13 protein-coding genes are annotated in these 12,904 nt (G+C 71.4%); 10 read left to right on the top strand and 3 right to left on the bottom strand.

Annotated features, from left to right (window positions below; all coding sequences use genetic code 11):
* Window positions 1–30 precede the first annotated feature (30 nt).
* The 4 genes from V7E09_RS02030 to V7E09_RS02015 all read left to right on the top strand — a co-directional run bounded on the left by V7E09_RS02030 (window position 31) and on the right by V7E09_RS02015 (window position 3,273).
* On the top strand, window positions 31–753 hold the full coding sequence (locus tag V7E09_RS02030; protein ID WP_324510972.1) for a hydroxyethylthiazole kinase: 723 nt from the start codon (window positions 31–33) through the stop codon (window positions 751–753).
* 21 nt (window positions 754–774) lie between these two features.
* Window positions 775–1,176: a hypothetical protein gene (locus tag V7E09_RS02025; RefSeq protein WP_324510971.1), complete on the top strand. Its 402-nt coding sequence runs from the start codon at window positions 775–777 to the stop codon at window positions 1,174–1,176.
* A gap of 28 nt (window positions 1,177–1,204) precedes the next feature.
* Window positions 1,205–2,011 (top strand): rhomboid family intramembrane serine protease, encoded by an 807-nt coding sequence (locus tag V7E09_RS02020; protein WP_324510970.1) that lies wholly within the window; start codon window positions 1,205–1,207, stop codon window positions 2,009–2,011.
* A 110-nt stretch (window positions 2,012–2,121) separates the two neighbouring features.
* The gene (locus V7E09_RS02015) at window positions 2,122–3,273 is read left to right on the top strand and encodes a cytochrome P450 (RefSeq protein WP_324510969.1); all 1,152 of its coding nucleotides are present in this window, start codon (window positions 2,122–2,124) and stop codon (window positions 3,271–3,273) included.
* Here V7E09_RS02015 and V7E09_RS02010 read toward each other — a convergent pair.
* Window positions 3,228–4,589, bottom strand: coding sequence for a threonine/serine ThrE exporter family protein (locus V7E09_RS02010; protein WP_324510968.1), 1,362 nt, complete (start codon window positions 4,587–4,589; stop codon window positions 3,228–3,230). The two genes, V7E09_RS02015 and V7E09_RS02010, sit on opposite strands and share 46 nt — an antisense overlap.
* Window positions 4,586–7,183, bottom strand: coding sequence for a cobyrinate a,c-diamide synthase (locus tag V7E09_RS02005; RefSeq protein ID WP_324510967.1), 2,598 nt, complete (start codon window positions 7,181–7,183; stop codon window positions 4,586–4,588). The genes V7E09_RS02010 and V7E09_RS02005 overlap by 4 nt, the downstream gene beginning before the upstream one ends.
* A gap of 243 nt (window positions 7,184–7,426) precedes the next feature.
* Between V7E09_RS02005 and V7E09_RS02000 the strand changes: the two genes are divergently transcribed.
* From V7E09_RS02000 to V7E09_RS01985, 4 genes are read left to right on the top strand one after another with little or no spacing between them, the layout of a single operon-like run.
* Complete coding sequence (locus tag V7E09_RS02000) at window positions 7,427–8,107, top strand: energy-coupling factor ABC transporter permease (RefSeq protein ID WP_324510966.1); 681 nt, start codon at window positions 7,427–7,429, stop codon at window positions 8,105–8,107.
* Entirely contained in the window at window positions 8,107–8,514 is a 408-nt protein-coding gene (locus V7E09_RS01995) for an energy-coupling factor ABC transporter substrate-binding protein (RefSeq protein WP_324510965.1), read from the top strand. The genes V7E09_RS02000 and V7E09_RS01995 overlap by 1 nt, the downstream gene beginning before the upstream one ends.
* Window positions 8,514–9,272 (top strand): cobalt ECF transporter T component CbiQ, encoded by a 759-nt coding sequence (cbiQ, locus tag V7E09_RS01990; protein WP_324510964.1) that lies wholly within the window; start codon window positions 8,514–8,516, stop codon window positions 9,270–9,272. The genes V7E09_RS01995 and cbiQ overlap by 1 nt, the downstream gene beginning before the upstream one ends.
* The gene (locus tag V7E09_RS01985) at window positions 9,269–10,081 is read left to right on the top strand and encodes an energy-coupling factor ABC transporter ATP-binding protein (protein WP_324510963.1); all 813 of its coding nucleotides are present in this window, start codon (window positions 9,269–9,271) and stop codon (window positions 10,079–10,081) included. Before cbiQ ends, V7E09_RS01985 begins: the two co-directional genes overlap by 4 nt.
* A gap of 46 nt (window positions 10,082–10,127) precedes the next feature.
* Here the strand turns inward: V7E09_RS01985 and V7E09_RS01980 are convergent, their stop codons facing one another.
* The gene (locus tag V7E09_RS01980; RefSeq protein WP_324510962.1) at window positions 10,128–10,658 is read right to left on the bottom strand and encodes a hypothetical protein; all 531 of its coding nucleotides are present in this window, start codon (window positions 10,656–10,658) and stop codon (window positions 10,128–10,130) included.
* 175 nt (window positions 10,659–10,833) lie between these two features.
* Here V7E09_RS01980 and V7E09_RS01975 point away from each other — a divergent pair, with 175 nt between their 5' ends.
* Together V7E09_RS01975 and V7E09_RS01970 are read left to right on the top strand one after the other, a co-directional pair.
* Window positions 10,834–12,735 (top strand): hypothetical protein, encoded by a 1,902-nt coding sequence (locus V7E09_RS01975; protein WP_324510961.1) that lies wholly within the window; start codon window positions 10,834–10,836, stop codon window positions 12,733–12,735.
* The coding region (locus V7E09_RS01970; protein WP_324522957.1) for a type I restriction-modification system subunit M N-terminal domain-containing protein at window positions 12,732–12,904 on the top strand (173 nt) is incomplete at its 3' end. The genes V7E09_RS01975 and V7E09_RS01970, both read left to right, overlap by 4 nt.

Raw genomic sequence — 12,904 nt, 5'->3', positions numbered from 1 at the left:
GAGCCGCCGCAATCTGTAAGAGGAGTTTCGATGTCCCATTCCAGCCTCGCCCTGACCATCGGGTTCGCCGCCGAAGCTGTGCGTGAGGAAGGGCCTCGGGTCCAATGTGTGGCTCCTCGCGCCGCCACTCCCTTCGTCGCCGACGCCCTGCACGGTGCCGGAGCGCGCCCCTTGGTGACCGGCACGTCGCCCGACGCCCTCGATGCGGCCCGCGGCGCGCAGGCGGTCGTCCTCGACCTGGCCGCGCTCACCGCCGAGTGGAACGACGCGATCGTCGCGACCACGGCCCGGCTGGCCTCCGACGGGACTCCCTGGGTGCTGGACCTGACCCGGCTCGGCGACCTGCCGCTGCACACCGAGCGGGTGGACGCGCTCCTGGCGAACCGGCCCGCGATCGTCCGCGTGAACCCTGACGAGATCAGCGGCTTCGGTGCCCCCGAGCTCGACGCCGCGATCGTGTGGGGCGACTCCGCCGAGCGGGTGACGTTCGGCGGGCGTGAGGTGAAGGTGCCCCTCGGTTCGGCGATGCTGGCCCAGATCCCGGGCGTCCGCACCGCGGTGTCGGGCCTGATGGGGGCGTGCGCCGTCGTCACGGGACGCCTCGAGGCGGCGTTGGCGGGGGCGGCCTGGCTGGCGTTGGCGTCGGAGCAGGCCGAGGAGCAGTCCCGCGGCCCGGCGTCCTTCCGGACGGCGCTCGTGGACGCCTTGTGGACCGTCCGCGGCGACGAGATCGCCGAATACCTGAACCTCTGAGCGCGCAGCTAGGGTGGCGGTGTGGCTGAGAACAACCGAACCCTGACCTGGCATCGCCTCTACCGTGCCGTCTCGGGCGTGAGCGCCGTCGTGGCGCTGGTGCTCGGCATCCTCGGCTCGCTCTTGACGAGCGAGCCGGCCGTCCGTTCCGCGCACGCGGGGCTGGCCATGCTGTTCGTGGTGACCGCCCTGCTGAGCGCCCTCGCCGCGTTCCGGTTCGGCCAGGTCTCCGGCGTCAAGGGCGGCATCGGCCATGCCGCCGGGGTGTTCGTGTTGTCCCTGGTGCAGTACGCCCTCGGCGAGATGCACGTGACGATGGTCCACATCGTGCTCGGTGTGCTGGTGGTGCTGGGCGCCTTGTCGCTGTTCGTGCTGGCGGCGCGCCCCCCGCGTCCGGCGGCAGCCCCCGGCGCACAGGCCTGAGGCTGGGCCCATCTGGCACTCTTAAGGGGTGTCATCGTTCAACGTGTCCCGGGACAATTCCGGTGAGGCCTGGTTCCGGATCGGCCGCTTCGATGTGACCTCGACGGTTCTGCTGGTCGCTCTTGGCACGCTCGGAACCGTCGTCGCCACGCTGGCGGCCGGCGTGGCGAACGCGCTCTACCTGGATCCTCGACTGGTGCTGTCGGGTCAGGTCTGGCGCATCGTCACCTGGCCCTTCGTGGACGCCCTCTCCCTGTGGACGCTGCTGTCGCTGGTGCTGCTGTGGTACTTCGGCCGCGACCTCGAAGCCCAGGTGGGTCGCCGCTCCATGGCGGCCCTCTACATCGGGATGTGGGCGTCGCTGACGGCGATCTCGCTGGTGGTGCACCTGGTGAGCGGCACCGGCCAGATGTATGGGCTGGGGCTCATCCAGTTCCTGGTGCTGCTGTTGTGGATCGCCGAATACCCGCAGCGTCCGTTCTTCTTCGGGATCCGGGCCTGGGTGGTCGGCGCCGTCCTGCTGGGCCTGCAGGTCCTGCTGATGGCCGCCTCGGGCCGGCTCGCCGATCTCCTCACGTTGCTGGGCGCCTTGGTGTTCACCGCGTTGATGGCGCGTCGATTCGGCCTGCTGTCGGAGCTCAACTTCCTGCCTCGCCCCAAGGCGCCGAGTGCGCCGCGTCCGGCGCGCAAGGAACGCCGCGCCGCCGAGCGCCGTGCCTCGGACGCCGAACGCATCGACCAACTGCTGGAGAAGATCAGCAACGAGGGTCTGCACAGCCTCACCGCGGCGGAGCGCCGCGAACTGGAGAAGCTGCGCCAGCGCCGCCAGGGCTGATCGGTTGCGCGCAAGGAAAGCCCTCGCCAATTCTTACGAATTGTTTGTAAGAATCTTGGTAGTGTCGATCTCGCCCACTGGTGGGGCGTCCGATCGACGAAGGGTGCGTGATGGCAGATCGTCTGGCGGAAGACGTCTCGTTCGCCGGGGAGGATCCTCGCGCGTGCACGGACCGCTTGCGTCCTGACCATCCCGTGGTGCGCGGCGACCACGGGGACTATGTCGTGCTGCGGCACGCCGACGTGCGCGCCGCAGCTCTGGACGACGTGACCTTCTCGAGCGCGGTGTCAGCCCACCTGCAGATCCCCAACGGTCTCGATGGCGACGCGCACCGCGACGTCCGCGCCGCGCTGGATCCGTTCCTGTCGGAGCAGGCGCTCGCACCGCTCGTTCCCGAACTGGGTGAGGTGGCGCGAGCGCTCGTGGAGGCGCTGCCCGCGGGGGCGGCCCCGGTGGATGCGGTGACGGAGATCGGCACCGTGTTCGCGGTCCGGGCCCAGAGCGCCTGGTTGGGATGGCCGGCCACGCTGGAGGAGCCGCTGGTGGCCTGGGTGAGCGCCAACCACGAAGCGAGCCGCCGGGGTGAGCGGACGGAACTGGCGGGTGTCGCCGCCCGCTTCGACGCGTTGATCACGCCGCTGCTGGCGGCCCGACGCGATGAGTTCGCTGCCGTCGTCGGCGACGATGTGACCGCCCGGCTGATGCGCACCCAGGTGAGGGGGCGCCCGTTCAGCGACGAGGAGATCGTCTCGGTCTTGCGCAACTGGACGGGTGGGGATCTGGGATCCATCGCCCTGTGCGTGGGGGTGCTGGTGCGGGGCCTGGTCGCCGACGACGCCCTCCAACGCCGCCTCCGCGCGGGCGTGAGCGATGAGGAGTGGGACGCGGTCATCGACGAACTGTTGCGCCGCGACGACCCCTTCGTGTCCAACCGACGCGTGGCGACCTGCCCGGTGACGGTCGGCGGCGTCGACATCCCGGAGGGGGCACGCGTCACGCTGCACTGGACGTCGGCCAACCGGGACGAGGAGGCCTTCGACGATCCGGACGGCTTCCACCCCGCCTCCTACGGGCCCGCCAACCTGGTCTACGGGGTGGGCCGCCACGCCTGCCCGGGACGGGCCCTGGCCACCATCGAACTGCGCGTGGCGCTGCGCGCCCTGGTGGCCGGGACGACGTGGATCGCCGCCGCGGACGAGCCGCCGGTCCGCGAGGTCTATCCCGTGGGTGGCTGGGCCCGCGTCCCGGTGGTGCTGGCGTAGGAGCGCAGGCGACGCTGGGCGCGGGTGAGCGGCATCTTCGTCCACGTGGGCGCAGGCCGCGTCCACGCCGGATCGGTGAGCATGCGCGCCAGGGCGAGCCCCGCGGCCAGTGCGACGACCATGCTCAGGACGGAAGTGGCGTTGGTGAGGGCTTCGAGCACATCGCCGTTCACCAGGCCGACGAGCGCCCGGAAGGCGGCGGCCCCGGGAATCATGATGAGCACGGCGGGCACGGACATGATGATCCGCGGTGCGGCGAACCGCTGGCTCGTCCATCCCGCCATGAGGCCGACGGCCAGTGTTGCCGCGGTCGCGGCGACCAGCGGATGCCCGCCTTCGTCGACGATCAGCAGGCGTCCGGTGTTGGCCAGCATGCCGATCGCCGACGTCATCAAGGCGATCCGCCACGGCGTGTTGAACGTGACGGCGAACCCGAACACGCCCGCGAAGCCGGCCAGGAGACGCAACGCCAGCAGGGCGGGCGGCGAGACGTCGAGCGGGGCGAGCGGGGCGGGCGTGAGCCCGAACCCCCACGCCACCAGCCAGGCGCCGATCCCGGCGGCGAAGATGATCAGCCCGGCGTACCACAGGCGCGCCGTCCCGGCGGTGAAGTCGAACCGGGTCAGGTCCAAGGCGGCGGTCAGCAGCGGAAAGCCGGGCACCAGGAAGAGGATCGCGGAGGTGAAGGCGGCAGCGTGGACGGCCTGCGACGTGCCGGGCAGGGCCGCGTGCATCGCCCACCCGGTCAGGACGAAGACGGCCGCTGCCACGAAGGCGGCCACCGTGACGATTGCCAGATGGTTCAGCCGGGCCCGCCGCAGCAGCAACTGGACGTACTTGCCGCAGGCCGCCCCCAGCCCTGCGGCGAGGCACTCCTGCAGGTGGCCGTTGTTGAGGAACGCGAACGCCAGGCTCGCCAGCGCGGCGCCGGCGACGATCGCCGCGTGGGGGTACGGCGCCCGGCGCAGTTCGATCCGGTCGAGTTGCCGCTGCAGGTCCTGGGTGCGCAGGCCAGGGCGGGCACGCAGCGACACGCGCAACAGGGCGGCGATGCGGGCAGCGTTCACCGTCGGTACCGGCACCTCGACGACCTGGGTGACGGTCTCGTCGCCGGCGCGAGTGGTGACGATGATCTCGTTGAGGCTCACCTGAGCGTCGAGCCGATCCACGCCCAGCGCCACCGCGACGCGTCCCATGGCGGCCTTCACCCGGTAGGACCCGGTGCCGGCGCTCAGCATCAGCGCCCCCATGTGGCAGACAGCATCGGCCTTGTCGGCGAGCGCGAGGTGGGCGCTGGGCGCCCCGAGATCACTCATGCGTTCCCCTGTCCGCGGGCGGTGAGGGAGGCCTGCGCCAGAGACGCCAGGGTGGCGACGAAGGCGTCGGCGGTGGCTGGGTCCGGCACCCGGACCCGGATCCAGGTCGGGCCCAGACCGGGGAAGCTCTCCCCGCGACGGACGGCGAACCCGCGGGCGGCGAGCGGGGCCCTGGCCGAACCCGGCCCCAGCCGGGAGGTGTCGATCAGCACGAAGGGCGCCGAACTGGGCACCACCCCGAAGCCGGACGCCTCCAGCGCGGCAACCAGATGAGCACGGTCGGCGTCGACCTGGGCATACCGGGTGGATGCCTGCGCGCGGGAGTCGGCATCCAGCACCGCCACCATGGCGGCCAAGGCCGGGGCCGACACCGGCCAGGGCGGCTGGGCGGCCGCGAGGGCGGCGACGAGGTCGGGGTCGCCCACCACGTAGCCGACGCGCAGCCCGGCGAGCCCCCAGGTCTTCGACAGCGACCGCAGCACCAGGCGTCCTGGCATGGCGGGCGCGATGAGGGACTCGGCTTCCTGCGCGGCGTCCATGAACGCCTCGTCGACGACGAGGATGCGCCCCTGACCGGCCGCGAGCAGGTCGGCTCGGCGGTGCAGCCAGCCGGTCGGGTTGGTGGGATTGCCGACGAACGCGGCGTCCGCCCAGCCGGGCAGTTCGCCCAGCGACGGGGTGTCCGCGCCGGGGGACACGGGGAGCAGCCAGCGCTGCACGGCTCGCCCGGCGGCCCGCAGCGCGGCCTCCGGCTCGGTGAATTGGGGATGCACGACCAGCGGATGAGCCAGCGGCAACGCCCGCGCGACCAGCGCGAACGCCTCGGCGCCGCCAGCGGTGGGCAGCACCATCGACGGGTCGACGCCGTGCGCGTCCGCGATCGCCGCGACGGCGTCGTCGGTGCTCGGGTAGGCGCCCAAGGTGGCGGTGGTGGCGTCGATGATCCGCGCCAGCCACGGGCGCGGGCCCGGCGTCTGCACGTTCACGGCCAGGTCGATCAGCCCGTCGGCGACGTCACGATCACCGTGGTGGTGCAGGTCGATGCCGCCGAGGTCGCGGGTCGCGGGAGGCTCGTGGTCGTCGTTGTCGTCGTCGTGGTCGTGGTCGGGTTCGGCAGGCCGGGGCCGGGGGCCTGCTGTCGGGGTCTGATTCCTTGCCGCGTGGCGGGAGGCCGCGTCGGCGAAACGCTGCGCCGCTTGCGGCGTCCCGGCCCAGTGGAGGTGCAGGTACGAGCTGTGCAGCGTCGGTTCGCCCAGCCCCGCCGGGTCGAGTGAGAACCCCGCCGGGCTGTTGTTCCACACCCAGGCCGGGTCCGACCCGGCCGCGGGAAGGGTCTGGGTCCGGTGGAACTCGTGCCCCCATACTCCGGGGGAGTCGTCCGGGGCGGAGGGTTCGGACACGAGGGTGGCCGCGGGGGCCTGGGCGTGCCGGTAGCCCAGCGTCAGCCGGGGTGTCATCCGCGCGGACGCGGCGAGCGCGCCCACCATGGGATGCCCGTCGAGGTGCTGCCCGAGGTACAACTGCCCGGCGCACTCGGCGACCGTGGGCACCCCGGCGGCGACCGCGTCGGCGACGGCCCGGCGCAATCCCGCGTTGCCGCTCAGGTCCGCGGCGTGCACCTCGGGGAAGCCGCCACCGATGTACAGCCCGGCCACCCCGGCGGGCAAGCGGACGTCGGTGAGCGGGTCGACCTCCACCACCTCGCATCCGGCCGCCTCAAGCAGCTCGGTCGTCTCGGCATAGCGGAACGTGAACGCTCGCCCGCCGAACACGGCGATCCGCGGGCGACCCGCGACGGGCGTCACCTCGTCGGCGGGATCCCACGGCTCGACCGCCAGCGGGGCGGCGCCGCGGGCCAGCGCCTGCACGGCGTCCAGATCCACGTGGGCGCCCACATGCCGGGCCAGCGCGGCGATGGTGTGGGCCGATTCGAGGCGCTCGGACGCGGGCACCAGTCCCAGGTGGCGGGACGGCGCCGCGATCTGAGGATCCCGGGGCAGGACGCCGAGGACGGGCATCCCGGCATCGGCGAACACCTGGGAGAGCTCGGCCCCGTGCGCCGGCGAGGCGACCCGGTTCACGATGACGCCAGCCACCTGCACGTTCGGATCGAACGCCGCCAGGCCGAGCGCCGCGGCGGCGGCGGTGCGTGACGAGCCCGCCCCATCCACCACCAGAATGACCGGCGCCGTGATGAGTTTCGCGATGTGGGCGGTGGACCCCTGACCGCCGGTGCGCAGGCGCCCGTCGAACAGGCCCATGACGCCCTCGACGATCGCGATGTCGGCCGGGGCAGGTACCCGGCAGCCGTGAAGGAACAGCGGGGCGATCCGCTCCTGCCCCACCATCACCGGATCGAGGTTGCGGCCGGGACGTCCCGTGGCGAGCGCGTGATACCCCGGGTCGATGAAATCCGGGCCCACTTTGAAACCGGCTGCGCGGACACCGCGGGAGGTCAGCGCGGCAAGCAGTCCGGTGGTCACCGTCGTCTTGCCGGCCGAGGACGCCGCGGCGGCGATCACGAGCCGCGGCAACGCGTGCCCGGCCGTGCCGGGAGCGACCGGGTGCGCGGTGCGCGGATCGGCGGGGGCCATCGGTCGGCCTCTCTCTCGGTGGTCAACGGCCACGATTGTGCCTCACCTCCCCAGGCAGCGGGGCAGGTGTGGTCGGGCGAGACGAAGTGGACGCCCCCACAAGGCAGTGCAAGGATGGCGACGCATCCGTGACGCGGAATCCGGTGAGAATCCGGGACGGTCGGGCCACTGTAACCCCTTGCGGGAAGTCAGATACGCACACGGACGCGGTTCCTGTGGCCACGTCACCAGAAAGGGAACTCGATGCATATCGCAGAGGGTTTTTTGCCCGTCGGACATGCCGTTGCATGGTTCGTCGTCTCCACGCCGTTCGTCGTCCACGGCGCTCGCGCCGTCATCAAAGAGTCTCGTGAACACCCCGAGTCCCGCCTGCTGCTCGCTGCGGCGGGCGCCTTCACCTTCGTTCTGAGCTCGATCAAGCTCCCGTCCGTCACGGGCAGCTCGTCGCACCCGACCGGCACCGGTCTGGGCGCCATCTTGTTCAGACCACCGATCATGGCGTTCATGGCGACGGTGGTGCTGCTGTTCCAGGCGCTGCTGCTCGCCCACGGCGGCCTCACCACGCTCGGCGCGAACGTGTTCAGCATGGGCATCGCCGGCCCCTGGGTGGGGTACTGGATCTGGAAGCTCAACGCCAAGCTCGGCTGGTCGCGGGATGTCGGGGTGTTCCTCGCCATGGCTCTGGCTGACCTGAGCACCTATCTGGTCACCTCGTTCCAGCTCGCGCTCGCCTTCCCCGATCCGGTGTCGGGAATCCCCGGATCGATTGCGAAGTTCCTGGGCGTGTTCGCGCTCAGCCAGGTGCCGCTCGCCATCGCCGAAGGCATCCTCGGCGTGCTGGTGTTCCGGATCCTCACCGATGTCGCCAAGCCCGAACTGCAGCGCCTCGGCGTTCTGCGCTCTCCCGAGAAGGTGGCCGCCTGATGTCCAAGAAGACTCTCGTCAACGTCCTTCTGATCGTCGCTTTGTTCCTCGTGTTCGCCGTCAGTTTCGTCGTCGGCGGCAACCACACGAATCCCGATGAGCGCTTCGGCGGCACCGACGGTGCGGCCACCAGCCAGATCGAGGAATCGCACCCGGACTACGTGCCGTGGTTCCAGCCGTTCTTCCAGCCCGAATCCAGCGAGGTCGAATCGGGCCTGTTCGCGCTGCAGGCGGGCATCGGCGGCACGATTCTCGGGTTCGCGATCGGCGCCCTGTGGGGACGCCGTCACCGCGGCGCTCAGGGTGGCGGCGAGACCCCCGACTCCGGGACGGACGCGGCCCCCGCGTCTGACGCGGAGGCGTCGGCCGAAGGTATCCCGTCGCGAAGCGCTGACGCCAGCGCCTGATGGCGCACGGGCTCGCGCTCGACCACGCGGCCTGGGCGAGCCCGTGGCGCGAGCGATCCCTGCGTGACAAGGGGATCCTCTCGCTCGGGCTGCTCGGGTGCGCGTTGGCGTTGCCGCCGCTCCCTGGCGGGGCGGCGGTGGCGCTCATCAGCGTCGTCCTGCTCGTGGGGCCGATCGGTGTTGGCTGGGCGAGGCTGGCGCGCGTCGTGTGGCTGCCGGTCGTCTCCATCGCGATCGGGGTGGCGACCGTCGCGGTGAGCGTCGGCTGGTCGTTTGGCCCGACGTTCGCGATCACCCCGGAGGGCCTGGCCACGGCCCGCGATCTCGCGGTGCGCTCCCTGGCCGCGACGCTGGCGTTGTTCACGCTGGCCTGCTCGACGCCGATGATCGACCTGCTGACGGGATTGCGGAAGCTGCGCGTCCCGGACCCGCTGATCGAGATCGCGTCGCTGATCTACCGGTTCGCGTTCGGCCTCATCGAGAACGTCGGCGAGATTCGACGCGCCCAAGAGGGCCGGCTGGGGTATGTGGACCGGCGGGCCGCGATGCGGTCGGCGTCCATGGCGATGAGCGTGCTGTTCCTGCGGGTGTGGGAACGGGCCCGCCGCCTGGACGTGGGCCTGGCGGGGCGCGGATACGAGGAGTCGCTGCGGACGCTGGAGCCGACACGCGTCCGCTCGACGCCGTTTCTGGTCGGCAGCCTGACGCTGTTGGCCGTCCTGATCGGAACAAGCGTGATGTGGGGGGTGCTCCGATGAGCCATCGTGAACTGTCGGCGTCCGGGCTGATCGTCGGCTACGGCGACCGGGAGGTGCTGCGCGGCGTCGACCTGGTGGTGCCGAAGGGGCGCCGACTAGCGCTGTTGGGGGCGAACGGGTCGGGCAAGACGACGCTGCTGCGCGTCCTGTCGGGGGCCATCGAACCGGGCGCGGGCCAGGTCGCGGTGGACGGGGCGAAGCTCGTCCACAACCGGGCGGGGCTGCGGGCGCACCGCGAGGCCGTCCAGTTCGTCGCCCAGGATCCCGACGATCAACTCTTCGCCGCCGACGTGTTCCGCGACGTGTCGTTCGGCCCGATCAACCTCGGTCTGCCCGATGAGCAGGTCCGCGAGCGGGTCGCGCACGCCCTGGAGGTGCTCTCCATCACCGACCTGGCCGACCGCCCCATCCACGAACTGAGCTATGGCCAGCGCAAACGCGTCGCCATGGCGGGCGCGATGGCGATGCAGCCATGCGTCCTGTTGATGGACGAACCGACCGCCGGGCTCGACCCCCAAGGCGTCACCGAGATGGTGGACGCCCTGGCCCAACTCCAGGCCGACCACACCACCGTCGTGATCTCCACCCACGAGGTCGACTTCGCGCTCGGCTGGGCCGACGCGGTGGCCGTCCTCGTGGATGGGCGCCTCCATCTCGGCGCCCCCGCCACCATGCTCGGGAACGCTGACCTGGTCGCTCGCGCCCGGCTGCGGCAGCCGGTCGTCCTGCAGGTCGCCGGACGCCTCGGGCTGCCCAGCGTCGACGTCACCGGCGTCGACGCCCTGGTGGCGGCCCTGGGCGCTCGCTGATCCACAGGAGGCGCCGGCCGGGCAGGCTCGGGCGAATCGCACCTTCTCAGCGCTGGAAGATGACTGACGCGTGGTCCCAGTCCGGGGTGAACTCCAGGACGAGGTCGCTCGGGTCCGCCACGGCGAACGCCATCTTGTAGGTGGCTTCGCGGCCGTCGAGCAGCGTCGTTCGGGGCTGGTCGGGCAGTTTCGCGGAGTCGAAAATCTGCTCACCCTCCTGGTTCGACGACTGCACGCTGGCGTGGGTGAGGGCGGGGTCCCAGGGGGAGCCGGTGTTGTTGACGAGCCGCACGTCCACGACGACGAAGTCGGTGAACTGGCTGCCCGTGTAGGCGTATTCGCTGGGGGTGTAGGGCTGGGGGGTGCCGAGCGTGAGCGAGAGTCCGTCCTCCCACGTGTAGGACGACCCGAAGGTGGCGACACCCTCCTGGGGCGTGTTGGCGGACGGTGTTGAGCTGGTCCGTGCGGGCTGGTTCGATCCGGCGGGCGCACTGTCCACGGGCTGGGCCGGCACCGAGGTGCAGGCGGCAAGGCTGAGGGTGGCAACCACGGCGAGGCTAGCGAGGGACGTTCTCATGGCGACTCCTTGTCGTCTGAAGCCAGGCGATCTGGCATCCCCTGAACCATCCCTATCGAGACGTGGTCTGAGCAATGCAAGCAGGTGATAATCCCCCTTATCAAGCATCCGCGCGTTGCGGTAAGGCCTCACCCGCTAGTCTCGGGGGTGCCCAAGGAGCCGGAAGGAGATGCGCATGTCTGACACGCTGTCGCTGGCCGATGTGGCTCGCCTGTCGGGGGTGCAGCGTCCGGTGGTGTCCATGTGGCGCAAGCGGCCCAAGGCTGGGCTTGGGTTCCCCGAGCCCACCGCGGACGGGCGTTTCCTGGCTGAGGAGATCACCGCCTACTTGGAGGCGACCGGCCGTGGAAACAACCCGGAGGTGGGCCGGGATGTCGCCCTGGCGGGCGTGCGCTCGGCCCACGGGGAGGCGCCGCTGGAGGATCTCCTCACCTTGGTAGCGACCGTCGCCGTGACCGGACGTTCCCTCGCCGAGAGCGATCCCGAGGACCTTCTTGACCTGGTGGAGGCGCTCGATCCCGATGACGAGTGGCTCTTCGGCGAGCTCCAGGCAGCCGATATCGACGGCCTCGCAGTGCAAGCCGATGCCGTGATCGAGGCGGCCTGGTCGCCGGTGGAAGCCTACGAGGCCCTGCGCGCCACCCCACGCTTTCGGTCCACCGGTCGCGTCGCGCCGGGGGAAGAATTGAGCGAACTAATGGCGTCGCTGGCGCGGGTCATGCGAGCGGAGAGTGGCGCACTGGTGGATGTGGCAGCCTCCGCTACCGACGTCATCGTGCGGGCCGCGTCCGGGGACGAGGTGCCCGATGATCTGCCGGTGGTGGTGGCTGCAGCGCGCTCGCGTGAGGCCCGGCGCCGATGCGCCGTCCACGGCATCCGTCCTCGCGTGGTGGCGATGGGGGATGACTGGTCGCTGCCTGGCGGCAGCGTCGTGCTGGCGGCGCTTCCCGGCGACGCGGATGCCGCGTTCGACCTGCTGGACGAGGTGGCGGTCCAGCTTGGTCCCGACTGCGCAGCGGTGGTGGCGGGTCCGGCGTCGGTGCTCGTGGACGCCGTGTCGCCCGCGCTGGAGGCGCGCCGGGACGCGTTCTTGCGCGAGCCTGGCCGGAGCCTGGCGGCGGTGGTGCGGCTGCCTCAGGGCCTCGCGTCGGGCGGTGGTCGCGAGCACATGGCGCTGTGGCTGCTGCGCCCCGATGCCCCCGAGCGCACGTGGGTCGCTGACCTGGCGGGGCATCGCCTCGGTGACCGGGTGTGGCGGGAGGGACTGCTGGACGATCTGGTTGCCGTGGCGTCCGGCGTCCGGGAGCGATCCTTCGCGATGCTGCATCCGGTGCCCTCAGCGAAGCTCCTGGCGGCGGGCGGGTCGCTGATCGACCACGACGTCGCGGTGAACGCGCAGATTCCGCCCTCGGCCGGCGACGATGCCGCGCGGATGCGGCAGCTTCTCGACGCGTTGGCCGCTCCCGCCGCCGACCCGTTCGCGGGTTTGGTGCTGGCGGCGCCCGGCTCGATGCCCGCGCGGTTTGTCACCCTGGGGGATGCGTCCCGCGGGCGTCGCGTACGTGTCGCCTCTGGGGCGCGGATCGGGACGGCCCCCCCAGGAACCACGCCGCTGTGGACGTCCGACGCCGTGGCCTCCGCCGTTCCGCTTCGCACCGACCTTCTGACGCTGGCCGGGACATACCCGCAGGCGGAACTCACGGAGCCCGACGATGTGGTGTTCACCACGGCCGGTCAGCCGCGCGCGGTGGTCGACGCGGGGGGCGGGGCGTTCGTGGCCTACCCGGCGCGCGTGTTGCGCATCGCGCCCGGGCAGCCGTTGTCCCCGCGCGCGATTGCCGCCGCGATCAACGCGCTGCCTGCAGGGAACACGGCGTGGCGGTCGTGGCCGCTCCCGGTCATCGACGCCGACCCGGCGGCGGCGGATGGCATCTTGGCGCGGGTGGACGCCTGGGCCGCGACGCTGCGTGAACGACAGTCTCAGGTGGAGGAACTCCGCCGACTCGTGATGCGCTCCGTGCTTCCTGGCGCGGTGACGTTGACCGAGAACCGATCCGACGATGTGAAAGGCGAATGATGGCGCGCACCCGCACCACCTCCGAACCCGTGGTTCCGACCTCGGCGAAGGAGCTTCAAGACACACTGTGGAAGGCCGCCGACAAGTTGCGGGGCTCCATGGACGCGTCGCAGTACAAGGACGTCGTCTTGGGGCTCATCTTCCTCAAGTACGTCTCGGACGCCTTCAA

It is taken from the genome of Propioniciclava sp. (genome assembly GCF_036744435.1).
In the GTDB taxonomy this organism is placed as follows: Bacteria; Actinomycetota; Actinomycetes; order Propionibacteriales; family Propionibacteriaceae; genus Propioniciclava.
The sequence above is the reverse complement of the archived record's forward strand: the minus strand, read 5'-3'. Positions and strand labels throughout refer to the sequence as shown.